This window comes from Zhihengliuella sp. (assembly GCF_031178195.1).
Lineage (GTDB): Bacteria > Actinomycetota > Actinomycetes > Actinomycetales > Micrococcaceae > Zhihengliuella.
In genome coordinates this window covers 196,226-222,526 of sequence record NZ_JAPSJL010000001.1, presented here as the reverse complement: position 1 = coordinate 222,526, position 26,301 = coordinate 196,226, and the positions used below count along the sequence as shown (strand labels likewise).

17 protein-coding genes are annotated in these 26,301 nt (G+C 63.4%); 14 read left to right on the top strand and 3 right to left on the bottom strand.

Annotated elements, in window-relative coordinates:
• Positions 1-37 precede the first annotated feature (37 nt).
• Complete coding sequence (locus tag RIN46_RS00945) at positions 38-1,171, bottom strand: LacI family DNA-binding transcriptional regulator (protein WP_309080661.1); 1,134 nt, start codon at positions 1,169-1,171, stop codon at positions 38-40.
• Positions 1,172-1,437: 266 nt separating this feature from the next.
• Here RIN46_RS00945 and RIN46_RS00940 point away from each other — a divergent pair, with 266 nt between their 5' ends.
• From RIN46_RS00940 to RIN46_RS00915, 6 genes are all read left to right on the top strand, one after another.
• Positions 1,438-2,511, top strand: a complete 1,074-nt coding sequence (locus RIN46_RS00940) for a hypothetical protein (protein ID WP_309109430.1) — start codon at positions 1,438-1,440, stop codon at positions 2,509-2,511.
• A gap of 12 nt (positions 2,512-2,523) precedes the next feature.
• A complete protein-coding gene (locus RIN46_RS00935) occupies positions 2,524-3,417 on the top strand; it encodes a hypothetical protein (RefSeq protein WP_309080663.1) in 894 nt (297 codons plus the stop codon).
• Positions 3,418-3,825: 408 nt separating this feature from the next.
• The gene (locus RIN46_RS00930) at positions 3,826-7,077 is read left to right on the top strand and encodes a helicase-related protein (RefSeq protein WP_309080664.1); all 3,252 of its coding nucleotides are present in this window, start codon (positions 3,826-3,828) and stop codon (positions 7,075-7,077) included.
• On the top strand, positions 7,074-7,733 hold the full coding sequence (locus tag RIN46_RS00925; protein WP_309080665.1) for a DUF4391 domain-containing protein: 660 nt from the start codon (positions 7,074-7,076) through the stop codon (positions 7,731-7,733). The genes RIN46_RS00930 and RIN46_RS00925 overlap by 4 nt, the downstream gene beginning before the upstream one ends.
• A 21-nt stretch (positions 7,734-7,754) precedes the next feature.
• Positions 7,755-9,614, top strand: coding sequence for a site-specific DNA-methyltransferase (locus tag RIN46_RS00920; RefSeq protein WP_309080666.1), 1,860 nt, complete (start codon positions 7,755-7,757; stop codon positions 9,612-9,614).
• 2 nt (positions 9,615-9,616) lie between these two features.
• A complete protein-coding gene (locus tag RIN46_RS00915) occupies positions 9,617-12,733 on the top strand; it encodes a DEAD/DEAH box helicase family protein (RefSeq protein ID WP_309080667.1) in 3,117 nt (1,038 codons plus the stop codon).
• Between the two features lie 729 nt (positions 12,734-13,462).
• Here the strand turns inward: RIN46_RS00915 and RIN46_RS00910 are convergent.
• Entirely contained in the window at positions 13,463-15,169 is a 1,707-nt protein-coding gene (locus tag RIN46_RS00910) for an AIPR family protein (RefSeq protein ID WP_309080668.1), read from the bottom strand.
• Positions 15,170-15,407: 238 nt separating this feature from the next.
• Positions 15,408-16,412 (bottom strand): LacI family DNA-binding transcriptional regulator, encoded by a 1,005-nt coding sequence (locus RIN46_RS00905; protein WP_309080669.1) that lies wholly within the window; start codon positions 16,410-16,412, stop codon positions 15,408-15,410.
• Positions 16,413-16,597: 185 nt separating this feature from the next.
• Here RIN46_RS00905 and RIN46_RS00900 point away from each other — a divergent pair, with 185 nt between their 5' ends.
• From RIN46_RS00900 to RIN46_RS00865, 8 genes are all read left to right on the top strand, one after another.
• Positions 16,598-17,794 (top strand): Gfo/Idh/MocA family oxidoreductase, encoded by a 1,197-nt coding sequence (locus tag RIN46_RS00900; protein ID WP_309080670.1) that lies wholly within the window; start codon positions 16,598-16,600, stop codon positions 17,792-17,794.
• 95 nt (positions 17,795-17,889) lie between these two features.
• Positions 17,890-19,128 (top strand): extracellular solute-binding protein, encoded by a 1,239-nt coding sequence (locus RIN46_RS00895; protein ID WP_309080671.1) that lies wholly within the window; start codon positions 17,890-17,892, stop codon positions 19,126-19,128.
• A gap of 4 nt (positions 19,129-19,132) precedes the next feature.
• Positions 19,133-20,089 carry a carbohydrate ABC transporter permease gene (locus RIN46_RS00890; RefSeq protein WP_375141854.1) on the top strand — a complete coding sequence of 319 codons (957 nt, stop codon included), beginning with the start codon at positions 19,133-19,135 and terminating at the stop codon, positions 20,087-20,089.
• 149 nt (positions 20,090-20,238) lie between these two features.
• Complete coding sequence (locus RIN46_RS00885; RefSeq protein WP_309080841.1) at positions 20,239-20,991, top strand: carbohydrate ABC transporter permease; 753 nt, start codon at positions 20,239-20,241, stop codon at positions 20,989-20,991.
• A gap of 66 nt (positions 20,992-21,057) precedes the next feature.
• Entirely contained in the window at positions 21,058-21,846 is a 789-nt protein-coding gene (locus RIN46_RS00880) for a ThuA domain-containing protein (RefSeq protein WP_309080672.1), read from the top strand.
• Positions 21,843-22,985, top strand: a complete 1,143-nt coding sequence (locus RIN46_RS00875) for a Gfo/Idh/MocA family oxidoreductase (protein ID WP_309080673.1) — start codon at positions 21,843-21,845, stop codon at positions 22,983-22,985. Before RIN46_RS00880 ends, RIN46_RS00875 begins: the two co-directional genes overlap by 4 nt.
• 171 nt (positions 22,986-23,156) lie before the next feature.
• Positions 23,157-24,401: a DUF6880 family protein gene (locus RIN46_RS00870; RefSeq protein ID WP_309080674.1), complete on the top strand. Its 1,245-nt coding sequence runs from the start codon at positions 23,157-23,159 to the stop codon at positions 24,399-24,401.
• Positions 24,402-24,464: 63 nt separating this feature from the next.
• Positions 24,465-25,928, top strand: a complete 1,464-nt coding sequence (locus RIN46_RS00865) for an ADP-ribosylglycohydrolase family protein (protein WP_309080675.1) — start codon at positions 24,465-24,467, stop codon at positions 25,926-25,928.
• Positions 25,929-26,301: the final 373 nt, after the last annotated feature.

Sequence of the window (26,301 nt, the reverse complement as noted above, 5' to 3'; positions counted from 1 at the left end):
CATTCGTCGTTGAACGGGTGGGCGGGGGACGGGAGGGTCAGGTGGCTGGCGGCGGTGGACTTGTTGGCGCCGTCGTTTTCACTGTCGTTGGCCCAGCCGTCGGTGCGCCGGGCGCGGGGCCGACGGAGCCGCGGCAGGTGAACTCGCTGCGCAGGACGCTCGATTCGACGGCGGTCTCGGCGGTCTGGGCAGTCTGGTCGGCCTCACCGTTGAGCAGCGAGGCGAGGGCCTCGACGGCGAGCCGTCCCATCGCGCCGACGTCGTGGCTGATGGTGGACAGCGGCGGGTCGTGCAAGGCGAACGCCTCGATCTCGTCGAAGGTCACCACGCTGAGGTCGGTACCGATGCGCACGCCGGCTTCCCGCAGGACGGCGAGGGCGCCGATGGCCATGGGGGAGTCGGCGATGAGGACGGCCGTGGGGCACGTCTCGGGGTCCTGCCGGAGCTCGAGCAGCCAGCGGGCGCCCTCGGCGCCGGTGGCGCTGCGGAAGTCGCCGTGGAAGATCAGCCGCTGGTCCAGCGGGAGGCCGTGCGCCTGGAGCGCGGCGGCGTAGGAGGCGTAGCGCTCCTGGGCGGTGGAGGTGTGCTCGGGGCCGCCGATGACGGCGATGCGCCGGTGGCCGAGCTCGTGCAGGGCACCGACGGCGCTGTGCACCGCCTGCGTGGACTCGGCGGTGACGCTGAGCGCGGGGACCTCCGGCAGGGTGCGGTCCACGAGCACGGTGGGGATCCTGCGTGCCAGCAGCCGCTCCAGGGCCGGGGTGGCGGTGGCGTGGGAGGCATCGCCGAGGCCCTGCGGGACGGCGAGGACGCCGTCGACCCGGCGGGAGAGCATCGCGCCCAGGAACTCGTCCTGCTGCTCCGGGTCCTCGTTCGCGTTGCCGATGAACGTGACCAGGCCGAGCTCGCGGGCGGCGAGCTCCACGGAGTGTGCGAGGTCGGCGAAGTAGGGGTTGCGCACGTCGGAGATCAGCAGGGCAATGCTGTCCGTCCGGGTGGAGCGGAGGGAGCGGGCCTGCGCGTTGGGGGAGAAGCCGAGCTGCGCGGCCGCGGCCTGGACCTTCTCGCGGGCGACGGCGCTGGTGGCCGGATTGCCGGAGAGCACGCGGGACGCGGTGGCCTGGGAGACCCCGGCGGCCTGTGCGACATCCCGGAGGGTGACGGTCTGCATCCCCGGCTCCTTTGCGCGAGAGGTGAACATTTGCAATCGATTCCATGGAATCGATTGCATGAGTGTGGCACAGCTCTCGCCAGTGGTCAAGGTCGCGTGACGTCCAGACTGTGAGCTGCCAACACCGCCCGGTCCCGTGGCGTGGGCTGACTGCGCTGGGCTAGGGTGCAGGGAAAGCCGAGCTGCGTGTTCACTAGGGCGAGCCGAGGGGGAACGCCCGCCGCAGCGGTTGGGGGATCATGGCTGGACAGAGGGAGCCTAGCGATTTGGCGCGACCCGCGATGTCGCGTCTCGTTCTTATCGCCGCGGCAATGGCCGTGGTGGTGGCTCTCGTCGCGGCCGGGGCGACGGCCGGCATCGTGCACTTGGTCAATCAGGCCCGGGGTGCACCGGCGCCGGTCGTGCGCGCAGACGATGACCCTCTCGCCGCGGCCGCTTCAGCGAGCCAAACAACCGGTATCACCGCCGCTGCAGTCGCTTCAGACGTGCGCTCGGCGCCCTCCAGTACTGGCTCGGAGGGTGCCGGAAAGAACAGCGACCGTACCCCGCGTGCTGCGGCGATCAAGGAGGAGGCCGTTGTGAGGGGCCGCCCCGCAGCGGCGTTCGACGAGTTCTGTGAGGTGTGGACGTATCCCACACCGGCCACAGACGGGCAGGCCTGGGCCAATCGAGTGACTGAGTCCTGGTTGGCTGCGCATGGAGCTGAGTGCCCCGACGCCGTGGTGATTCCCGGGTACTTCATCCAGTCGACGATGCCGGGGGACGACGGCGAACTAGTCGTCACGTTAGAGGACGCGCCGGGAGCTCTGGCTGCTCTGAAGCCGGCAGCGCGCGACATCATCGACCGGACGGCCGCTGAGTATCCGGAGCTGGAACGCGTGACGGCGAAGACGGCGAACGGTGAGACGTCGAGCTCGTACACGCGTGGGCAATGGGAGATCCGCGTGCCCTTCAGGGAGAGGGCCGCAATGGCGGCCGAGAACCCGGAGCCGGCGTCGACGCTCATCGGCCAGGAGTGGGCCGACGAGAAGATGAATCAGTGGCTCACGAAAATCCGCGCTGACGAGATCGCTGAGCTGTCGGCGGGATTCAAACTGATCACGCGCTGGAGCTCGCCGGCTCCCGGCGAGCTTGTGGTGTACCTCGACGCAGCACTGCTCGAGCAGCCGCATCTGCAAGGACCCCACATGACCATTGATATCGAGCTTCAGGGCATCGCTGTGACCATCCTGGACAACATCTACTTCGACGCTCCAGAGCTCAAGCAGGTCACCGCAGTCCTCGAGAACGGAGCTGCCGGAGAGACCGTCCGCCGCGGCGACAAATGGTTCACCCATTAGGAGGTTCAGACGATGCCGGTCTCTGTTCAACAACTCTTCGCAGCCGCAGGACTCGAACGCCAGGGCGTGGTCCGATGGGGTGAGCCCGTGCCGACGAATCAGCCTGGAGTGTACTGCGTCTCCACTAGCGAAGACCCGGAGGGCCAACGATTGACGCCGTTCTTGCCTTCTGCGGCACGGCTGGCCGGTCTTCTCGAGGCATGCCCCCGTCTCTCGGTCGACGGCGAACCAGCGAATGTGGCTACGCTCGCTCATCGCCTGTCGCGGTTCTGGCTGGACGCGGAGCCGGTCCTCTATGTCGGCCAAACTGGCAGTTCGCTGCGGCTACGAGTCGGCCAGTACTATGGCACGCCGATGGGCGCCTCGAGGCCGCATGCCGGCGGTTGGTGGCTGAAGTCCATCGCCAATCTTGACGCGCTGTACCTGCACTTCGCGCCGAGCGAAGATCCCGTCCGCGCCGAGCGAGAGATGCTGAAATCGTTCGCGAGCCATGTAACCGACGATGACGCCGCATCCCTCTTTGATCAGGAGCGGATCGCTCCGTTCGCAAATGTGAGGGTGGCGTCTGGCGAACTGAAGCATCATGGACTTCTCCATTACGCCGCGGAGCCCGCGGACGAGTCGACGTCGACACCTGTAGTTGTATGGAGTCAGCCTGTGACGGACAAGGATCGATTGCGAAGCAATCTCCGCATCCCCTCTGCCTCGAAGTATGTGTTTCCCGAGGAGCCCGGCATGGTGACTCTGGTGATCGATGGCGAAGAAAGGCGCGTGCAGTGGCGTCCGAACGGGACCCGATCCGGCACGCTGGGCGTCGGCAAGAAGGTCATGGCAACCTTGCTGGAACGCGGGGAACGCATACGGATAGAGGTGCGAGGGGGAGTCTTTGCGCTCTTTAGGAAATAGACCGTCGTCACAAGGTCGTATGGAGTTCGCAACGGCGCCAAACGACCGTGATGGATGCTGACGGAGGCGTGACAGTCTGCGCTTCCAGGGACCGAGTAGGCTATCGCATGCTTCAGAATCGGCTATGCAAGGGGGAGCGTTGTCTAGGAGACTGGCCCTACGCGCGCGGCGAGCAACGGTGTTCCTCCGCGTTGTCAGTACTCGGTCCGCCGTGTCGCCTAGGTGCCTGTTTCCTCGGCTGCTCGCCGCAGGCCAGAGGGAGCCTGTCCGCTACCGTGCCGTAAGCGGCACGGGCCGCCATAGTGGTAAGTCGGCTGACATTCGTGGGGCGATGCCCGGTCCTGGCAGCCCACATGGTTTCATGGGACTAGGACGCCGCAAGAATGCAAACGAGGCGGGATTCTGACCGTGCGCATCATCGACAACATCTCCGAACGGCTTGGCGATGACCTGAAGGCAACTATCGCCCCCGGTTCCAAGGTTCGTATCGCGGCCTCGACCTTCTCGTTATTTGCTTTGGAAGCTCTACGTGAGCAGCTCGAGCAGGTCACGGAACTCGAGTTCATCTTCACATCGCCGTCGTTCGTGGCAGATAAGGCTACGGACATGCTCCGGAAGGAACGCCGCGAGTTCTTCATCCCCCACGGCTCGGCGGAGTCGTCGCTCGCGGGCTCCGAATTCGAGGTGCGGTTGAGAAACAAGCTCACGCAGAAAGCAATCGCCCGCGAATGCGCCGACTGGGTCCGCCGCAAAGTAACATTCAAGTCCAACGCCACGGGTAAACCCATGCAGCAATTCGCCGTCGTCGACAGCCAGGCGGCCTATATGCCCTTGCAGGGCTTCACCACCGCAGATCTGGGCTACGAATCCGGTGACGCTGTGTCCAACATGGTGCACCGCATCGACGAGACGCCCATGACCGCGCAGTACCTCTCGCTGTTCAATCAGATCTGGTCCGACTCGGATCAAGTCCAAGACGTCACGCAGAAAGTGCGTGATCACATCGCCAGCGTCTACGCAGAGAATTCCCCGGAACGGATCTACTTCTTGATCCTCTACAACCTCTTCTCGGAGTTCCTCGAAGACATCACCGAGGACGTCCTTCCCAATGACCGCACCGGCTACCTCGACACCAAGGTCTGGAAGAGCCTCTACAACTTCCAGCGTGACGCCGCGACCGGCATCATCAACAAGCTGGAGACCTACAACGGCTGCATCCTTGCTGATTCTGTCGGCCTGGGTAAGACCTTCACGGCACTTGCGGTCATCAAGTACTACGAGCTTCGGAACAAGTCCGTTCTCGTGCTCTGCCCGAAGAAGCTTGCGGAGAACTGGACCAACTACAACGCGAATCTGACCACGAACCTCTTCGCCAGTGACCGGTTCAACTATGACGTTCTGGCCCATACGGACCTCTCGCGAACCAAGGGCGAATCACTCGGGCTGCGCCTGGATCGAGTCAACTGGGGCAACTACGACCTGGTGGTCATCGACGAGTCGCACAACTTCAGGAACGCGGACTACTCAGAAGAGAAGGAGTCCCGCTACCAGCGCCTGATGCGGCAGGTGATCCGCGAGGGTGTGAAGACCAAGGTTCTCATGCTCTCGGCCACGCCAGTAAACAACCGTTTTAACGACCTCAAGAATCAGCTCCAGCTCGCTTACGAGGGCGAGTCGGAGGGCCTCTCGGACCACTTGGGCCTCTCCACTTCAGTGGAGAAGGTCTTTGCGGACGCCCAGAAGGCCTTTAACGAGTGGTCCAAGCTGGATCCGGAGTATCGCACGACGGACCGCATCCTGCAGATGCTCGACTTCGATTTCTTCGAGCTCCTCGACGCCGTGACCATCGCGAGGTCACGCAAGCACATCCAGTCCTTCTATGACATGAACGACGTCGGTGCATTTCCTACGCGCTTGGCTCCTCTTTCGCTTCGGGAGCCATTGACCGATCTCGCGGACGCGCCAAAGTTCGATGAGATTTTTGAGCAGCTTCAACTGCTAACACTCGCGGTCTACACTCCGCTCAAGTACGTCTTCCCGAGCCGCCTCGATAAATACGAGAAACCAACCGCTGAGAAGACCTCGGAAAACTTCCGCGGTAGCGCCGGACAAAGTGGCCGTGAGCAAGGCTTGCGGCAGCTTATGACGGTCAATCTGCTGAAGCGCCTCGAAAGCAGCGTCGAGGCCTTCCGCCTCACTCTTCGGCGGCTCGAAGATGCGGTGGATTCATCGCTCGAAGCCGTAGCCAACCATGCTTCCCGCATCGACAACATCGTTTCCTCCCTCACGGATCTCGAATCGGAGGCCGACGACTTCGAGTTCCCAACCAGCGCCACGGTAGGGAAGAGCATGCAGATCGACTTGGCCGACATGGACGTGGAGACCTGGCAGCGCGATCTCACCGAGGACGCCCAGGTCATCCAGCAGCTCCTGGCTTCCATCAGCGACGTCAATCCGACTCATGACAGCAAGCTTCAACGGCTCGTTCGTTTGATCGAAGACAAGGCCAACAATCCCCTGAACCCGGGCAATCGCAAGGTGCTAGTGTTTTCCGCGTTCGCGGACACTGCCGATTATCTGTACCGCGAGCTTGCCCCGATCCTCGCAAAGCCCGGCCTGAACATCGCCGTGATCACTGGCGGCAGCCACGGCGTACGCACCAAGGTCGGCAAGGGCCTCGACGCCCAACAAGTCATGACGCTGTTCTCCCCGCGGTCCAAGCAGCGTGACGCCATCATGCCCGGAGACTCCCGGGAGATCGACGTCCTGATCGGCACGGATGTCATCAGCGAAGGCCAAAACCTGCAGGACTGCGACTTCCTAGTCAACTACGACATTCACTGGAACCCCGTCCGCATCATCCAGCGCTTCGGACGTGTGGATCGCATCGGCTCCGTCAACTCCGTGATCCGGATGGTCAACTTCTGGCCGGACATCTCACTGGACGCCTACATCAATCTGAAGGAACGCGTCGAGGGACGCATGGTGATCGCCAACGTGGCGGGCACGGGAGATGACAACATCCTGGACCCGGACAGCGCGGACGCTGCCTACCGCAAAGCACAGCTCAAACGCCTCCAAGATGAGGTCATTGATCTGGAGGATGTTCGCACGGGCGTGTCCATCACGGATCTGGGTCTCAACGATTTCCGCATGGACCTCCTCGGTTTCACCAAGGCGCACGGCGACTTGGCCGGACATCCCAAGGGCCTCCACGCAGTTGTCCCTTCGGATCGGGACAAGGGCCTAGTCCCGGGCGTGATTTTCGCGCTCCGGAACATCAACGCGCCCGAAGAAGTCAATCGCGGCAATCGCCTGCACCCGCATTACTTGGTCTATCTGGATGAGCAGAGTTCTGTGGTTGCCGACCACACGGAAGCCAAGCGCCTCCTGGATCTCATGCGCGCCGGGTGCCGCGGCGTCACGGAGCCGGTTGCCGAGGCAGTAGACACCTTCAATCGGGCCACCAACGACGGCGCCGAGATGAGTCACTACTCGGACCAGCTCACCCAGGCCATCGCCTCCATGATCGATGTGACGGAGAAGAAGGATCTGGAGAGCCTGTTTACGGTGGGCCCAACCACGGCCCTCGCGCACACCATCTCCGCCCTGGACGACTTCGAACTCATTGCCTTCATCACCGTGGTGGATCCGGCGTGACGGGCGTTCCAATCGCACAGCTCTTCGACTGGCCTCCGGCCGCGAAGTTTGGTCGCCGAGTGCCCAAGGAGATGTTCTACAAGCACGGAACCGTATCCGCCACCGTCCGCGAACGTTTTGTCTCCGAGGTCGCGAGCATCGAGTGGGCGTTCAAGCTCGCCGAATCCACCATCAATCTGCCGGGCACAGAAGACCTGCCAGAAGTTCAGGTCTTCCGGATCAAAGCCAAGCACGAGGACGTAGCGAAGCCCGTTCTCGCTGCCATCGACGCCGCCGTGCCTCATCCCATCCTCTTCGAGATCCTTCGTACTGGCACTCGCGGCGAGGAAGGCCGGATGGCTGCTGCGGCCCGGAAATCCAGGGCCTTCCACTCCACTGTCTGGGTGCCAGGAACTACTCCTCGAACTTCTCTGCCCACGGCCATTTCCTTGGATGCGCTGTACGCGCAGCTCCTTGAGACACTACTTCCAGTGACGGGCCGGATCGGTGAGACACCGGAGGACTTGGCCGAACGAGCCAGCCGCGTTAACAAGCTTGAGCGCGATGTAGCCGCCATGCGGCGTCGCCTCCGCAATGAACCCCAATTCAACCGCAAGCTCGAGCTCCGTCGCGCCCTCAAAGCGCTCCAGGCCGAGCTCGAAGACACCCGAAAGTAGGCCGCCGTGGAGAAGCTACGCATGACCTCACCCGATCTGACACAGGCGCACATCGAGAAGATCGTTGACCTCTTCCCGAACGTCGTGAGGGAAACCCGCGATGCCGAGGGAAACGTCAAGCATGCCATCGACTTCGATGCACTGCGCCAGGAACTTGCGGACCACGTTGTGGAAGGGCCACAGGAGCGGTACCAGCTGGATTGGCCGGGCAAGCGTCAGGCGGCAATGACCGCTAATGCCCCGATCGCTAAGACCCTCCGGCCGATGCGGGACGAGTCCGTGGACTTCGACTCCGCGCAGAACATCTTTATCGAGGGCGACAACCTCGACGCGCTCAAGCTGCTTCAAGAGTCCTACTTGGGCCAAGTAAAGCTCATCTACATCGACCCGCCCTACAACACGGGCAACGACTTCGTCTATAACGACGACTTCGCTGAGACCACCGAGGAATACCTCGCGAGGTCGGGCCAAACAAGCGAAGAAGGCGAGCGGTTGCGGACCAACCCGGAGACCAATGGACGCTTTCATAGCGACTGGCTCAGCATGATGTACCCGCGTCTGCGGATTGCACGACAGCTGCTCGCTGATGATGGGGTTATATTTATTTCCATGGATGACGGTGAGATTTCGAATCTTCGCCGCATGTGTGATGAGGTTTTTGGTGAAGACCAGTTTATTGGCCAAATAATCTGGAAGAAACGCAATACACCACCAAATGACCGCGCAATGGGGGCACAGCACGATTATATGCTTGTCTATTCGCGACGAGGTATTTCTGGAATAAGACTGCGACCTCGATCGGAAGAGCAAATTGCGCGCTATAAGAACCCTGATAACCATCCGAAAGGCCCATGGGTTGCCGGTGATTTGACGGCGAACGTCAAAGGCGGTCGCTACGTGGCGAGCCTAAATTACCCGATCGTCAATCCCAGGAATGGGCAGGAATTTTGGCCTCCAAATCAGGGAAATTGGCGCTTCAATCAGGCGCGCATGGCCCAACTTATCGAGGATAATGAGATTTATTTTGGCCGAGATGATTCGTCGTCGCCGAAGCTGAAGAGGTTCCTTAGCAACGTGAAAGAGGGGACGACGTGGACGACTCTTTGGGACTTTGCGCCCTACAACGCGGCCGGGTCCGCCGAAATCGCGGCGCTTTTCGGGAATGGGGCCATCTTTGAATCACCGAAGCCGACCGGACTAATCCGGTACGTACTCCAAGCAGCTACGGATCCAGATTCCATCGTCCTTGATTTCTTTGCAGGTTCGGCGAGTACCATGCATGCCGTCATGGCGCAGAACGCTGTCGACGGGGGAAATCGCCGGTATATCGGTGTTCAGCTTGATGAGGCTCCGGAACCGACTTCTGCGGCCGCTCGGGCAGGTTACTCCTCGATTGCGGACGTTGCCCGCGAACGTATCCGCCGAGCAGGCAAGATGATTGTCGAGGATGCAGGCTTGGCAAGCGGCCGCATTGACGTTGGCTTTCGTGCCTTCCGGATTGACAGCACCAACATGGCAGACGTTCTCGTCACGCCAGACGAGTACGCGCAGGACGAGCTGATGTCCTTCGAGTCAAGCATCAAGCCGGACCGCACCGGTGAGGATCTACTGTTCCAGGTCATGCTCGATTGGGGGCTGGATCTGAGCCTGGCCATCCAGCGCGAACAGATCGACGGTCGCGAGGTCTTCGTGGTGCACGACGGCGGGCTGATCGCGTGCTTCGCCGAGTCCGTCACCGGCGCCTTGATGCGTCAGATCGCCGAGCGAGAGCCAGTCCGCGCGGTCTTCCGGGACGACGCCTTCGCCACCGACGCCGAGCGAATCAATGCGGAGCAGGTCTTCAAGGAGCTCTCACCAGACACCTCGGTGAAGGCGCTGTGAACATGAAACTTCAGTTCAAGACGCAGCAATATCAGACCGAGGCCGTCAACGCCGTCCTGGAGGTGTTCGCGGGGCAGCCAAAGCATGATGGCATCTCCTACCGGATCGACCCCGGCCGACAGACCTCAGCGCCGGGGCGGGCCTTCGAGTACAGCAAGACGCCTGATTCGGGCCTGCGTAATGCCGAGATCGCGCTCAGCGCTGCCCAACTGTTGGCCAATATTCAGGCGACGCAGACGGCGAAGGGGCTAACGCCGTCGTACGACTTGGCGATCAGTAAGGCAGCACCCAATGCGCCGAACCTGACCGTGGAGATGGAGACGGGCACGGGCAAGACCTACGTGTACATCAAGACGATGATGGAGATGTACCGTCGGTACGGGTGGTCCAAATTCATCATTGTGGTGCCCTCGATCGCTATACGCGAGGGTGTCAAGAAGACCTTCGACGTGACGGCCGAGCACTTTCAACAGGAGTACGGGACCAAGCCTCGCTGCTTCATCTACGACTCGCGGCAACTACACGAGCTGGAGCGCTTCAGCTCCGACGCCGGCGTTCAGGCCATGATCATCAATATCCAGGCTTTCAACGCTACGGGGAAGGATCAGCGGCGCATCTACGATACGTTGGACGACTTCCAGTCGCGCGCGCCGATCGAGGTGATTCGGGCGAACCGCCCGATTGTCATTGTTGACGAGCCGCAGCGGTTCGGTGAGGAGTTCAATCCGAAGAACGGCAAGCCCAAGAAGGCCTCGGCCTCGCTGGAGTCGCTCGCGAAGTTCGATCCACTGATGGTGCTGCGGTACTCCGCGACGCATAAGCCATACCACGAGTACAACAAAGTCCATCGGTTGGACGCAGTAGACGCGTACAACCAGAAACTGGTGAAGAAGATCAGCGTCCGCGGCATTACCGTGCGGGGCCTGGCCGGCTCCACCGCCTACCTATACGTAGACGCGATCGAGGTGAAAAAGGGTGCAGCACCGTCGGCGAGGATCGAGTTGGAAGTACAGACGAAGGGCGGGCCGATTCGGCGGTTGCCCAAGCGGGTGACGAAAGGCGAGCGCCTACATGACCTGTCCGGTGGACTCGAAGCGTACAAAGATCTAGTGGTCACTGACGTGGATGCGGTCAAGGACTTCATCGAACTCTCTTCTGGCGATCAGGTCTTCGCCGGCGAGGCGACCGATGACGTGACCGAGGAGCAGAAGCGGCGCATTCAGATCCGCGAGGTGATCCGATCCCACATCGAGAAGGAGCGAACCCGCTTTGCTCAAGGCATCAAGGTGCTTTCCCTGTTCTTTATCGACGAGGTGGCCAAGTACCGTGACTACTCCCGCGAGGACACGCTCGGGGAGTACGCCCGGATCTTCGAGGAGGAATACGCGCTGATTCGGGACGAGGTGCTCGGCGAGCTGCCGCTGGACGAGTGCACACGTGCCTTTCAGGAGTACCTGCGACGCGATGGGGCGCGGGACATCCACGGCGGTTACTTCTCGATCGACAAGAAGACTGGTCGCCAAGTGGACCCGAACGTGGCTAAGACAGGCGATGAGAAGGGCAGCGCTAGGGACGCGGACGACTACGACCTCATCCTCAAGGACAAGGAGCGCCTCCTGGACCTGGAGACACCGCTGCGCTTTCTTTTCTCTCACTCGGCGCTGCGCGAGGGGTGGGATAACCCCAACGTCTTCGTTATGGGGATGCTCAAGAAGAGTGACAACACCGTTTCCCGGCGCCAGGAGGTCGGCCGCGGTCTGCGCCTGGCAGTGAACCAGCATGGCGAGCGCATGGACCATCCGGCCACGGTGCACGAGATCAATGACCTGACGGTTGTGTGCGACGAGTCCTACGATGATTTCGTGACCGGCCTCCAGACGGAGATTGCCGCAGTGCTCTCCGTGCGGCCGCGCAAGGCAAGTGAGGAGTTTTTCACAGGTCAGATCTACGTCAACGCCGATGGCGCGGAATCCGTGATCGAGGACGAGCTGGCCAAGCAGCTCATGCGATACCTCATCAGGAACGATTACATCGGCGACGACGACACCCTCACAGATGCGTACAAGAAGGCCCGGGATGAGGGCGTGATGGCGTCCGCTCCCGAGTCGCTGGCGCCCGTTGTCGATTACCTGCTGCCCGTCGTCGACCGCCTTTACAGCGATGTGCCCGCGCCGGAGAACGACCGTAAGTCCAAGCTCATTCCCCTCAACCAGGCGAACTTCGAGAAGAAGGAGTTCCAGGCGCTCTGGAACCGGATCAACCACAAGGCGGTGTACCAGGTGGATTTCGATTCGGTCGAGCTGGTCAAGAAGTGTGTGCCGAAACTCGATGAACAGCTGCACGTTGCTTCTTTGCAGTACGTAGTGGAATCAGGCAGTCAACGTGATGGTCTTGAAGCGGACCATTTGGAAGCTGGGACGGGGTTCAAAGCCGGGGGCAGCCGAACGCATACCGAGTCATTGAGCGCCAACTCGCGGATTAAATACGACCTTCTCGGCGAGATCAGTGAGAACACGCAGCTGACCCGGCGCACTGCGGCCTCAATCCTCCGGGGCGTGCGGCCTACGACGTTCGCGAAATTCAAGCTGAATCCGGAGCAATTCATTGCGGAGGCCACGCGGATCATCAATGAGCAGAAGGCTACAACAATCGTGGAGCACCTGACCTACGACACGCTCGATGAGCGGCACGACTCAGCGATCTTCACCCGCAACCAGATTGTTCAGGATTTCTCCAAGGCCGGCGAAAAGCTTGCCAAGCATGTGTACGAGTACGCGGTGACTGACTCCGAGGTGGAGCGCGCGTTCGTGAATGAGCTGGACCAGAGTGCAGAGGTGGCGGTCTATGCGAAGCTGCCGCGCGGGTTCTCCATCCCGACGCCGGTGGGCGACTACAACCCGGACTGGGCTATCGCCTTCACGGAAGGGAGCGTCAAACACGTCTACTTCGTCGCTGAGACTAAAGGTTCATTGTCCTCCTTGCAGCTCAAGGGCGTGGAGAACGCCAAGATCCAATGTGCCAAAAAGCTATTCGCGGTCCTCAGCGAGAACCAAGATCAGAAAGTCACCTACAACGTGGTGACAGACTACGGCGAGCTTATGCAGCTAGTTTCAGCATAGTCAGTAGAGACAGGAACACTTCGATTTCTTCCAGAAACTACTTACCGGCGTCGAGGCATACCCCTGGGAGAAGCGTCGAGTCGAGGCTAATCCGGGTAAGCCCGGGAACCCACGAACCCACTGTGTAGGGCGCTCGATTCGTCATCTCGCTTGTAGAAGGGCAATATGAGTGGCACTGGGCGATGCCGGATATGCTTGGCGCCGCGGGCGATCTTACACCGCTTCTGATCGCCTCCGCCTTTCATCTAAACTCATGAGGGTCGAGTGGGCTGGGGTGCGGCGCGGGGAAACGGACCGAGACTGCAGACTGTCGACGCCGACCCCGCATGGAACGCCGTTGTCTCGGCAGAAAAGCCGGATCGTTGATTACAGAAGAAACTCGACCAAACGCGACCCGGGCAGAGCCGCCGGCTCAGCCAGTCGGCCAGCTTCTTTGCGACCTCATATAGCTCGAAAGCTCTGCGTTCTCCCAGACCAAACCATGCCGGGCCCGACAGACCAGCCACCCCGATCCCGTCTCCGATCGAGTTAAGAGGAAGGTTACGGGGCAATGAAGAGTCGCTCCAAGCGAGCCAGTTGCCGGACAAGCGGCGCATGTATCCAAGCATTGGCCGTGGAGGCGCGCGGTTCCGTCTGCCACCACGTGAGCCTGTACAAATGCCACATCCGTGCGCCCCGCGATTCCGCCCCCCTTCGATACGACGCCTAATTTAGTACAAATTGAAAGTGTCATTGTCGGACTACTTTTAGCACTGCGTCAGTAAACGACTGAACTTTGACGGTATCGCGCTTGAGTTCTCCGCCTTGTAAGACCTGGTCAATTGCTGACGCTGCTTTATTAAAGAGCAGTATAGAAGATGCGTCATCCCATAATTGAGTGTTCAATGTGCGACAGTAGCGCTCCATTTTATTCGCCGTCAGCGACGGCATTTGTTCGTCTTCCATGGCGATATGTCGAGCTGCGGTTAGCAGATGATATCGGGCTGGCTTGTAGCGCACTGGTAATTGACCATTTCGGAAAAAGTATTCCAGCTTGTAGTATGCGTAGGCGGCGGTGTAGTAGGGATCCAATTTATGGTCTGGATTGAAAATCGAACTTCCTACCATTGACTTTAGTTCCGAGTAATAGTTTGCGGCCCTGCGGGGTTCATCCAAAAACATGGCTGCGAAGGCTCTGAGGGCCAGTGACTTTGTAATTATGCGGACCTTTTCAACCTCTTGAACGTTGTACTGTTTCGAACGCCGCTCGTAGTAAAGTCTATAGCGGTCCTCCACGGAAGACATAAAAGCTTCCAGTTGCTTCTGGAACGTACTGAGGGCGAACAGATCCTCGTCCTTGACCTCGGTTTGCCGATTTGTAGCTGTTGTAATTGAATTAATGAGTTCTTCATTGTTCGTTGCAATAACTTTGAACGGGATCCCGAGATTTGGCGGTAGCTGATCCTTGGCATTAAAGAGGACGTGGCTTGTCTGACATCCATTAACGATTTGATAATCTGTTGCTAAGAATTTGTTCGCCGTACTTTCAAGACCTCGTGCTACCAGAGTCACTCCATTGTTTAAAACCGCAAACTGGTTGGTGCCTTCGTTTGTCGACAGGCTCTTGGCGATCTCAGAGTTGACCGGGTTGTCGCCTTGAAAATCGCGGACGTTATCGTCGAAAATATGCTTTCGAATACTCCCTGTCTCCTGGTCGGAGATGATCTTCAGAAATTCCTCAAGGGGAAGCACGCCGACATAAGCCTCTGTTACACCATTAATGTCGGGAAGGGTCGCCTTATTGGCAAATGTAAATTCCACGGAAGTTGCATTGTTGCTTCGCTGCCAGCTACCTTGAAGTTCGACTGCGCCGAGCGGCTTAAAGCTGACTTTACTAAAGAGATTGAGATCCGACAGTCGCGCCTTTGCTTTCGCAGCCAATCCCTGCAAGTGCTTATCGTCCGCCCACTTTCCCGTTGTTGCGAAGAAGAGTTCACAAGTCGGTCGTCCCCGTTTAAACTGAGAACTGTGATCGTAGATCCACTGCATTAATTCTCGTGCTGCATCTATGTCGTCGGACGTCGGCAAGCTTGGGGTGTCAGCAAAGAACTCCAATACTCCTTCGCCGAATGCCGCCACTTCCTCTCCTTTGAAGTTAGTACCCGACTTGGCTTGAATGAAAATAAATCGAATGTCTAAATATCTATTTGTGTCGCTTAGGTCTGAGATTTCATTGACACTGGAGACGAGGGTGCCGTTGGCGATTATGGCAACCCCGTCCAATCCCAAATCACCATCACCCCCGGTCCGAACGTCGACAATATTGAATTCATCATCGTAGACGTCAGACAGGACGCAATAATTGACAAAATGCTCGAAGGTTGTCGGTTGGTCTCCTTGGGGTAGGGCCTGTTGGCGCCGGAAGTCTTCGAGGTATGCTGATGTGATCCGATCCATTGGGCAATCATTGCATATGTGGCCGCCGCAGGGGAGGGGGCGGTGCACTGTGAATAGTCCTCCTCGGAGGCATCTCAGGCAGGTGCCGCGTCTTTGTATAGGCGTTTCGCTGGGTTTCGTCAAGGGAGAATTAGTTTAAGTGGGTTAGAGGGGGATCGCGTCAGGCAAGCTTGCACGACTTCCACTCATACATTTCTCGCTCGACGAAGTCTTGATGCGGTAATTAGACGGGCTGGAGTCACTCGAGCGAGGAGCCTGGCATCATTTCACAGGGCACTAACGTGTGGGGAAGCGCTGAGTCCGGGTGCGTGATGCGGTCGATCACTGCATCCGTGCCGAGTCGGCCCAGTTCTTCGGCCGGAGCGCGCATAAACGCGAGTTCCGGGTCGCACATCGTCGCCACGGTGTCAGAAGAGACCAATGACAGGACCGACAGATCCTGCGGAACTGAGGTCCCCGCCTTGCGGAGCCCCGTCATAAAGCCCGGGCTGGCCAGCTCGTTCATAATCAGCACCGCAGTGACGTGCGGATGACTTTCCCGGAACGTCTCTCCCACCTTGCGGCCTGCACGCGGGTTCTCCCCGCAGTCGACCGTCACACCGCTCAGCCCGGACTGCGCGACGGCGTCTTGGAAGGTCCGGGTTGCCCGTGCGATGGCGCCGTAACCGTGCAGGGTCGATGGCCCCGAGTGGTCATACAAAAACGCAATGTTCGTATGTCCGCGCGCGACGAGCTCTTCGATGCCTGAGACCACGGTCTGCTCGAAGTCGATATCGACGTACGGCAGTCCGGTCGGATCCTGGGTGCGACCGATCAGCGCGAACGGTGTGGTGCCCTTCCGGAGCGCCTCCACGCGCTCGTCCTCCAGCTGCACCTCCATCAGCAGCACGCCATCGATCAGGCCGCTGCGTGTCAGCTCGTCGATCTCGTGCGCCTCGTTCGCAGCCGGCCACATGACCAGGCTGAAGCCTCGCTCCTTCGCCCGCTCCGCCGCGCTCGTGAAGAACCGCGTGGCCGTCGCGTGCAGTTGGCGCTGCAGCGCCGGATAGAGCAGCGCGATGATGTCCGTTCGCCCCCGCGCCAGTGCGCTGCCGGCGGGATTGCGACGATAGCCGAGCTCCGCGATCGCAGCCTCGACGCGCTTCCGGGTCGGCTCCGTCACCGCCTTGGTGCCGTTGAGAACGAACGACACCGTGGCGATGGAAACCCCCGCCTGCCGCGCCACGTCCTGCATGGTGGCCATGTTCGCCCTCCTCTCGGTTCCAACAGTATGCCTGAGGGTTGACAGTGTGATCTGAGGCACCCCATACTCGTCTTCCAGCTAGTTAAGCGCTTAACCGATGGATGGTCAATCTGACCGCTCCATCTGGCTCAACCGGGCCGAGAGCGCCGCGGCCCCCGGGCCATCGACGACGAGAGGAGGGCGTCATGCCGCATTCACCAGAGGGTCAGGCGTCGCCGCCAGTCCTGCGGATCGGCCTGATCGGGCACTCGTTCATGGGCAGCATCCACGCCCAGGCCTGGCAGAGCGCCCCACGCTTCTTCGACCTGCCGGTGCGTCCCGAGGTGACCACCGTCTGCGGGCGGGACACTGACCGGGCCGGCGCCTTCGCCGCCCGCTTCGGCATCGCCTACGTGAAGACCGACTGGCGGCGACTCGTCGAGTCGGCGGACGTGGACCTGATCGACATTTGCGTCCCGGGCGATCTCCACGCGCCCATCGCCATCGCCGCTCTGGAAGCCGGCAAGCACGTGCTCTGCGAGAAGCCGCTGGCCAACTCCACCGAGGAGGCGGACGCCATGGTCGCCGCCGCCCGCTCCGCCGCGGAGTGCGGTGTGCAGTCCATGGTGGGCTACAGCTACCGCGGCACCCCGGCCATTGCGTACGCCCAGCAGCTCGTCGCGGCCGGCCGCCTCGGCACCATCCGCCACATCCGCGCCCGCTACCTGCAGGACTGGATCGTCGATCCGGGCTTCCCGCTGGTCTGGCGTCTGCAACGCGACCGCGCCGGCTCCGGCGCCCTCGGCGACATCGGCGCCCACCTGATCGATATGGCCGCCTGCGTCACCGGCCAGCGCCTCACCGAGGTCAGCGCGCTCACCGAGACCTTCGTGAAGCAGCGGCCGCTGCCGTCGGCCTCCGGCGGGCTGTCCGCCACGGCCGGCGGAAGCGGAATGGGGGACGTGACAGTCGACGACGCCGCGCTCTTCATGGGCCGCACCGACACCGGCGCCCTGGCCACGTTCGAGGCCACCCGCTTCGCCACCGGCCGCAAGAACGCCGTCCAGCTGGAGATCAACGGATCCGCCGGATCCGTGTACTTCGATTTCGAGAACCTCAACGAGCTTTGGTTCCACGACCACGCGCTCCCCGCCGCCGAGGCCGGCTTCCGCCGCATCCTGGTCACGGAGCCCGAGCACCCGTTCCTCGAGGCCTGGTGGCCGCCCGGCCACGGCCTGGGCTACGAGCACACTTTCGTCCACCAGGCCGTGAGTCTCACCCGCGCCATCGCCGCCGGCACCGCCCCGGACCCCTCGTTCGAGTCCGGCGCCTACGTCCAGCGGGTCCTCGCCGCTGTCGAGGCCAGCGCGGCCCACGGCTCCCGGATGACGCCGGTCGGCTAGCGCTCGCCAGTCCGCGCCCCCGACGCTTCCTTCCCCTCACTGCACACCGCTTCACCATCTGCCCGCACCATCCTGACCCGATCAAGGAGAGAACCATGAAGAAGACCCACGCATCCAGCACTCGCCGGCGGTTGCTGTCCGCGGCGGCCACCGCCGCCGTCGTCCCCCTGGCCCTGACCGCCTGCGGCGGCGGGTCCACCGCCTCCGACGGGGGAGAGGTGGAGACCCTCACCGTCCTGGACTACTACAACAACGAGCCGGAGAAGACCCTCTGGCAGGACGCACTCGAGGCGTGCGGCACCGAGGTCGGCGTGACGATCGAGCGCGAGACCATGCCCGGGGCCGACCTCATCCAGAAGGTCCTGCAGCGCGCGTCCTCCAACACGCTCCCCGACGTCCTCATGCTGGACAACCCCGACGTGCAGGAGATCGCCCAGACCGGCGGGCTCACCCCGCTGAGTCAGTACGGCGTGGACACCTCCGGCTTCGCCGACGGCATCCTCGAGGCGGCCAGCTACGAGGGCGAGGTCTACGGGCTGGGCCCCGTGGTCAACACCCTGGGCCTCTTCTACAACGTGGAGATGCTCGACGAGGCCGGCATCGAGCCGCCGAAGACGTGGGAGGAGCTCAAGGCCGCCGCCGCGCAGCTCACCGAGGGGGACCGCTACGGGGTCGGCTTCTCCGCCGTCGCCACCTACGAGGGCGCCTGGCAGTTCCTGCCGTTCATGTGGACCAACGGTGCCGACGAGACCGATCTGACCAGCCCAGAGGCCGCCGAGGCGCTCAAGCTCTGGGTGGACCTGGTGGAGTCCGGCTCCGCGTCCGAGTCCGTGCTCAACTGGTCCCAGGCGGATGTGAAGGACCAGTTCGTCGCCGGCAACCTGGCCATGATGGTCAACGGCCCGTGGCAGATCCCGGCGCTGGAGGAGTCGGACGTGGAGTACGCGTCCGTGCAGGTTCCGGTCAACGAGGAGGGTGCGACGCCGGTGGCGCCCCTGGGCGGCGAGGTCTGGACCGTGCCCAACACCGGGGACGAGGCCAAGCAGGCCAAGGCCGCCGAGTTCGTGGAGTGCATCTCCAACGACGAGAACCAGATGGCGATCGCCACCGCGACCTACAAGGTGCCGACCCGCACCGACCTGATCGACGACTACGTCGCCGAGGTCCCCTCCATGGAGGCGTTCGCCGAGCAGGTCCGCAACGCCCGCTCCCGCACCGGCCAGCTCGGCACCGACTGGCCGGAGACCGCCACGGACATCTACACCGGCATCCAGCTGGCGTTGACCGGCCAGGCCGAGCCCGAGGAGGCGTTCGAGCAGGCAGGCCAGGGCTGATCCCATGTCCGTGATCCAAGAGCACATCAACGGCGTGAGCCCGCCCGCGGCGGCCGGCGGCACCGAGCCGCCGGCGCGGCGGAAGCGGCTGCGGCGCGACGACGTCGTCAAGTTCATGTTCATCGTCCCCGCGGCGATCTACGTGGTGCTGTTCTTCGGCTACCCCGTGGTCAAGAACATCGTCATGGGGTTCCAGGACTACACCACCCAGACCTTCTTCACCGGCGAGGCGCCGTGGGTGGGCCTGACCAACTACGTCACCGCGATGAGCAGCCAGCTGTTCGTCCCGGCGCTGTGGAACACGGCGGTGTTCACGTTCGGCTCCATCGCCGGGCAGTTCGCGATCGGCCTGGCGCTGGCGGTGTTCTTCCACCGCAAGTTCCCGCTCAGCAACTTCCTGCGCGCGATCCTGCTGCTGCCGTGGCTGCTGCCGCTCATCGTCGCCAGCGCCACCTGGCGCTCCATCATGGACCTGGACGGCGGCGTCCTGAACCGCGCGCTCGGCGCCGTGGGCCTGGACGCGATCCCGTGGCTGACCAATCCCGACTACGCGCTGCTGGCCGTGATCCTCGTGAACATCTGGGTGGGCATCCCGTTCAACGTGACCATCCTCTACGGGGGCCTGCAGGAGATCCCCGAGGAGCAGTACGAGGCCGCCGCGCTGGACGGCGCCACCGGGTGGAAGGCCTTCTGGCACATCACCCTGCCGAACCTGAAGGGCGTCATCTCCGTGGTGCTGGTCCTCGGCGTGGTCTACACGCTGAAGGTCATTGACATCATCCTGGGCCTCACCAACGGCGGCCCGGCCAACGCCACCCAGACCATCGCCATCCGCTCCTACCAGTCCTCGTTCGTGGACTTCGAGTTCGGCGTGGGCGCCGCGTTCAGCAACGTCCTGATCCTGATCTCGCTGGTGTTCGCGCTCGTGTACCTGCGGACCACCCGCCGGCCGGCCAACTAGAGAGGAGAGCCGCCATGACAACCCCTACTGCCGCCGCCGGCCCCGCTGCCACCACACCGGTCACCCAGCGCCCCGACTACCGGCCGACGTCCGTGCGGTCCCGCAAGGACACCGTCTACACGGTGCTCGGCGTGATCTTCGTGGCCGTCATGCTGTTCCCGGTGTACTGGATGGTCAATGCCTCGCTGCAGCCGTCCGGCAACACACTGAACGCCGACTTCATCCCGCTGAACCCGAGCTTCGAGGGCTACGCGACCGCCATCGAGGACCAGGGCGCCAACCTGGTGACGTCGCTGGTGATCTCGCTGGGCGCCGTTGCAGTCAGCCTGCTGATCGCGACGCCGGCGGCCTACGCGCTGGCGCAGTTCCGCTACCGCTGGATCGACGCGGCACTGCTGGTCATCCTGGTCGCTCAGATGATCCCGGGCATCGTGATCGCCAACGCGCTCTACGCCGCCTACAACTCGGTGGGCCTGCTCAACTCGGCGGTCGGCCTGATCCTGGCCGACGCCTCGCATTCCATCCCGTTCGCGATCCTCATCCTGCGGGCGTTCATGCAGGGCCTGCCGCCGTCCATCCTCGAGGCCGCCCGGGTCGACGGCGCCGGGCACGTCCGCGCGTTCGTCGCGATCGCGCTGCCCGTCTCCCGAAACGCCGTGGTCACCGCCGGGCTATTCGCGTTCCTCTTCGCCTGGAGCGACTTCCTGTTCGCGCTGACCCTCACCACCACGGACGATCTGCGCCCGGTCACGCTCGGCATCTACCAGTACCTGGGCACGCAGGTGTCCAACTGGGGCGCCGTGATGGCCACCGCGGTGCTGTCCTCCCTGCCGGCGATTGTCCTGCTGCTCATCGCGCAGAAGTTCATCGCCGCCGGCGCCACCGGGGGCGCTGTCAAGTAATCGGCGGTCAAGTAGGCCGCGGTCAAGCAGCCGCCCACCACCCATACCTCTACCAAGGAGCACACCTTGAACGGCACCACCACTCCCGAATACCCGATCAACGTCGTCGTCTGGGGCGAGAACCGGCACGAGCAGGTCCAGCAAAAGGTCCGCGACATCTACCCGGACGGCATGCACACCACCATCAAGGAGGGCATCGAGGAGAATCTCGGCGAGCGGGCCAGCGTCCGGACCGTCACGCTCGACGACCCCGAGCACGGCCTCACCGAGGAACTCCTGACGGCCACGGACGTCCTCGTGTGGTGGGGGCACGCCGCCCACGCGGAGGTCGACGACGAGATCGTCGCCCGCGTCCACCGCCACGTGCTGGACGGCATGGGCTTGCTGGTCCTGCACTCCGGGCACTGGTCCAAGATCTTCACCAAGCTCATGGGCACCACCTGCACCTTGCGCTGGCGCTCCGATGAGGACCGCGAGCTCGTCTGGACCGTGGACCCCACGCACCCGATCGCCCGCGGCATCCCGCACCCGTTCGTCATCCCCGCGCAGGAAATGTACGGCGAGCAGTTCGACGTCCCCGCCCCCGACGAGCTGATCTTCCTCTCCACCTTCACCGGTGGCGAGGTGTTCCGCAGCGGCATGACCTACCGGCGCGGCCACGGCCGGATCTTCTACTTCAGCCCGGGCGACCAGGACTACCCCGTCTACCACCAGAAGGAGGTCCGCCGCGTGATCGCCAACGGCGTCGAGTGGGCCAAGACCTTGCGCCCCGAGCGCTCCACCCCCACCCTGCTGCGCTACGACCGCGAGGACTTCTATAACGGCCACGGGTACGAAGGAGCGATGGAGAATTGAGCGACTTCGCAACACTCCCGGCCGGGCGTCCCCTGCGGGTGGTGCAGGTGGGCGCCGGCGGCATGGGCCGCAACTGGCTGCGCACCATCGCCGCCAGCAGCGAGACGGAACTCGTCGGCGTCGTCGACCTGAACCTGGAGACCGCCCGGGCTGCGCTCGCCGAGCTCGCCGCCGGGCTCCCGGAGGGCGGAGCCAGCACGGAGAGCGTCGTCCTGGGCCAGTCCGTGGCCGAGGTCGCCGAGCGGGCCGGAGCGGACGCGGTGGTGAACGTGACCGTCCCGGCGGCGCACCGGGCGGTGAACGAGGAAGCGCTGTTCGCCGGGCTGCCGGTGCTGTGCGAGAAGCCGGCCGCGCCCACCGTCGCCGAGGCGCTGCGCCAGGCGGCCGCGGCGAGGTCGGCCGGGCAGCTGCTGATGATCAGCCAGTCGCGGCGCTACTTCGCCGCCCTGGACGCGCTCGCCCGCGAGGTGGGGCACCTGGGCGAGATCGGCACGGTGGACTGCGGCTTCTTCAAGGCCCCGCACTTCGGCGGCTTCCGCGAGGAGATGGACCACGTGCTGCTGGTGGACATGGCGGTGCACCACTTCGACGCCGCCCGCCGCATCATCGGCAGCGACCCGGTCTCCGTGTACTGCGAGGAGCACAACCCCGGCTGGTCCTGGTACCGCGGGGCGGCGAACGCATCCGCCGTCTTCGAGTTCGACGGCGGCGCGCGCCTGGTCTACACCGGCAGCTGGTGCGCGCCCGGCGCCGAGACCAGCTGGAACGGGCAGTGGCGGGTGAGCGCCGAACGCGGGACCGCCCTGTGGGACGGCGACCACGCGCCGACCGTCCACGTGCCGGGGGAGGGCGGGGAGCCGACCGAGGCCGCGGTCGAACCCCGCGAGCAGGAGATCGCGGGGGCGCTCGCGGAGTTCGTCGACTGTCTGCGCACGGGCCGGGAGCCGCAGTCGGAGGCGGTGCATAACGTGCGGAGCCTGGCGATGGTCGAGGCCGCCGTGGCGTCGGCCGAGTCCGGGCAGCGGGTCCGGATCGACGGCGTCCTCGCCGCGTCCCTGCGCGAAGCCCTGGCCGCCGAGGACCGCCCGGCGGTACGCGCCGAACTCGAACGGCTGACGGCGGGAGCGGCGGTGGTGTAGTGGGGTCCGCTGCCGGGCCGGCCGTCCGGAGCCGGCTCCGGCAGATGCTCTGACGATGGCGCCTGCGGAGGGGGAACGCTCGCCGCGGCGACACATGGTTCACCTACTAGGCCCGTAGGTGGTGAGGAACGCCAGGTGCCGTTGGCCAGCGCGGTCTGGCACGCTGGTGACATGGCTTCCCTTGCTGATGTGGTGCTGCCGCGGATTCGTACTCGGGCCCACCTGAGCTATTACGCCGCGATGGATCACGGCTTCCAGATGAACGATGCTATTGCCGCGCTCCAGGCCGCTCACGAGGACCGCACCTATGATCCAGTGGAGGTCTACAACGTCACCCAGCGCGCCATCGCATCAGCACTGAAGGTAGTCCTCCGAGCCGACGATTCCTCCGGAGTGATCGGCGATGCGTGTCGGAGCCTGTTGAAACTGCACCCGCGCGCAGCCGCCGCGGCCGGTATTGCGCCGGACAAGCTCGTCGATTGGATGATCAAGTTCCAGTTCCACCAGGAGGTGGACTTCTTTACCATCGACCCGGTGGCCTATGGTCCCGCGCTCGGGCCCGAGGGCATGGATCGATACCGGGAGCGGCTGAAGGAGAAGGCCGACGAGTGCGGATTTGATTCTGCGGAGACTTCGTTCGACTCTCGTCATGGTTACTCTCACGAACGTTTTCTCCTCCAGTGGAACGCGCAACGACTGGCTGTCTACGACAGGGATGTGGAGGCGATTGTCCGCACGCACCTGCGCGACGGCAGGGCAGCCGCGTGGTTCACGGAGACGGCCGCGGCACTGGAAGAGATTGAAGCTTACGACGACGCCATCACCTGGGTGCGCCGCGGCGCCGAGTTTGATCGTGGCTTTCAAGCACATCGCGCTGCTGCCCAGTGGTGCCAATTGTTGGCGGAGCACCGGCCTGATGAGCTTCTGGACGCGCGGCAGTGGATGTTCGATCGATGGCCGAACAGTGAGCAGGCGGCTGCGCTGCATCAGGTCGCTGGCGCGCGTTGGCCAGAGTTCGCGGAGCAGGTCATGCAGCGCCTGTCCTCCACTCCGAAGGAGGCCGTCCTGTTCGTTTACCGGGGTCTCGGGGATGTTGAACGCGCGTGGAACTTGGCCCATGAGCTGAACCTGAGTGATCTGCGGGTGTGGGACATGCTCGTCGAGGACTACCAGCAGGTTGACCCGTTGGCCGTGCTACCAGTTCTGCGGGAGATTGTTTCGGATTTCCTTGTTGCTGCGGATGCGCGGAACTACCAGGAAGCGGCCCGTCGCCTGGCGCGGATGCGCCGACTGGCCAGGGAGACGGAGCAAGCCACATCCGTCGACGACTTCATTCTTGAGTTACGTGAAGAACACCGCCGCCGCCCGCGCCTCCAGCGTGAGTTCGACGTTGCCGAGCTGCCGCGCGCGCCGTGAGATGTCTGTGCAATGTGTACTCGGCAAGGCTCTGGGGCCTAGGGTCATGCGAAAGGGGGAACCATGGACTTCTCATCTGAGCAGAACGCTCGTATCGCCGGCGTCATGACCGGCATGGCCGCCGGCGACGCGCTGGGTGCGGGCTACGAGTTCCATTCGCCGATGGAGCCGACTGAACCGGTCGGCATGATCGGCGGCGGGCTGGGCCCGTTCGCACCGGGCGAGTGGACGGACGATACGTCGATGGCGATCTCGATCGCCCAGGCCCTGATCCGCTCGGGCAGCGAGCTGACGGACGCGGCGTGCGACGACATGGTGCGGCAGTGGGCGGAGTGGGACCTGACGGCTTCCGACGTCGGCGCGCAGACGCGGAGCGTCCTGGAGCGGTCACGTCGTCGTGCCGCGGCCGAGCACCGGCCGGAGGTGAACTCGGCGGACGCCGTCGTGGCGGCGGAGGAGACGCACCGCCGGGCTGGCAAGTCCGGCGGCAACGGCAGTCTCATGCGGACGTCGCCCGTGGCCCTGGCCTTCCTGGACCGCACTCCGGAGGAGGCCTACGCGGCAGCGGTGCGCATCAGCGGGCTGACCCACTTCGATCCGGAGGCCGGGGAGGCCTGCGGCCTCTGGACCGTTGCGATCCGGCATGCGGTCCTGAGCGGCGAGCTGGACATCCGCGCCGGGCTCGAATTGTTGCCGCCGGAACGCTCCGCCGCCTGGCTGGAGCGCATCGAGACGGCCGAGGCCAGCCTGCCGCGCGATTTCGACCGCAACGGCTGGGTCGTCCAGGCGTTCCAGGGCGCCTGGAGCGCGATCGCCGCCACTGCGGCCGACGGCGCAGTCGGGCCCGGACACTTCAAGGCAGCGCTCGAGGCTGCCGTCCGCGGCGGCCGGGACACCGATACCGTGGCGGCGATCGCCGGCTCACTGCTCGGCGCGGCGTACGGTGTGCCCGCGATCCCGAACGAGTGGTTCCGCCTCCTGCACGGCTGGCCGGGCCTGCGCGCCCGCGACCTCATCGGCCTGACGATGAAGCTGGCCCTCCGCTCCGGCCGGGAGGACACGTGGCCGGCCGTGGCGCACGTGGACTACAGCGAGTGGCCGGGCGCCGAGGACGGCGCCGTCGTGCCGCACCCCGACGACGACGGGGTGCTACTCGGTCCCGTGGGCGCGCTCGCCACCGCCGAGTACGACGCCGTCGTGAGCCTCTGCCGCGTGGGCTCGGAGCAGGCCCGGGTCGCCGCGCCGAACGACCACGCGGAGTTCTGGCTGGTCGACGGGCACGAGAACCTTTACACCGAGTTCACGCTGAACGATGCCGCGGAGACGATCCGCCAACTCCGGGCCGACGGCAAGCGGGTCCTCCTGCACTGCGTCCGGATGGAGTCCCGGACACCGACCGTCGCGGCGCTCTACGGGTCCCTGGTCACGGGCTCCACGCCCCTCGAGGCACTTGAACGAATCCGAAAGGTGCTGCCGAAAGCTGCACCCAACTCGACTTTCCAGCAGGCTCTCGGGACACAGACTTAACGTCTATGAAGGGAGTCTCAACTTTGAGGAGAGCGGCCCTGGCGACTTCGTCGTAAACCCCGCAATGTGGACATTCGTTTCCGTCGAGGGCACGACCTACAACGGCGATCTGGGATCCATGGCTGTTTACAGTTGTCTAGACTCAGTCGAGACTGTGGATGCGGTCGGCCCTGCGCAGAAGGCGACCGGATGGGTTGTGCTTGATGTTCCGGCATGGGAGGGCACGTCGCTCCTGGATCAGGGCGGTCCAGGCTGGGAGTGGGCCTTGGCCGGCTAGATGACCACGAGCTTCCAGGCCTGTGCAGCGCTGGGAAACCCATCCCTGTGACGGTGACCGGGAGCAGAACCGTGGCTCAGGAAGATGAACGCTTGC

Excerpts from the sequence above, each read along its gene's own strand:
- RIN46_RS00945 (WP_309080661.1), bottom strand. The coding sequence starts at position 1,171 with ATGCAGACCGTCACCCTCCGGGATGTCGCACAGGCCGCCGGGGTCTCC.
- RIN46_RS00935 (WP_309080663.1), top strand. The coding sequence starts at position 2,524 with ATGCCGGTCTCTGTTCAACAACTCTTCGCAGCCGCAGGACTCGAACGC.
- RIN46_RS00920 (WP_309080666.1), top strand. The coding sequence starts at position 7,755 with ATGACCTCACCCGATCTGACACAGGCGCACATCGAGAAGATCGTTGAC.
- RIN46_RS00915 (WP_309080667.1), top strand. The coding sequence starts at position 9,617 with ATGAAACTTCAGTTCAAGACGCAGCAATATCAGACCGAGGCCGTCAAC.
- RIN46_RS00910 (WP_309080668.1), bottom strand. The coding sequence starts at position 15,169 with ATGGATCGGATCACATCAGCATACCTCGAAGACTTCCGGCGCCAACAG.
- RIN46_RS00905 (WP_309080669.1), bottom strand. The coding sequence starts at position 16,412 with ATGGCCACCATGCAGGACGTGGCGCGGCAGGCGGGGGTTTCCATCGCC.
- RIN46_RS00900 (WP_309080670.1), top strand. The coding sequence starts at position 16,598 with ATGCCGCATTCACCAGAGGGTCAGGCGTCGCCGCCAGTCCTGCGGATC.
- RIN46_RS00895 (WP_309080671.1), top strand. The coding sequence starts at position 17,890 with ATGAAGAAGACCCACGCATCCAGCACTCGCCGGCGGTTGCTGTCCGCG.
- RIN46_RS00890 (WP_375141854.1), top strand. The coding sequence starts at position 19,133 with ATGTCCGTGATCCAAGAGCACATCAACGGCGTGAGCCCGCCCGCGGCG.
- RIN46_RS00885 (WP_309080841.1), top strand. The coding sequence starts at position 20,239 with ATGCTGTTCCCGGTGTACTGGATGGTCAATGCCTCGCTGCAGCCGTCC.
- RIN46_RS00870 (WP_309080674.1), top strand. The coding sequence starts at position 23,157 with ATGGCTTCCCTTGCTGATGTGGTGCTGCCGCGGATTCGTACTCGGGCC.
- RIN46_RS00865 (WP_309080675.1), top strand. The coding sequence starts at position 24,465 with ATGGACTTCTCATCTGAGCAGAACGCTCGTATCGCCGGCGTCATGACC.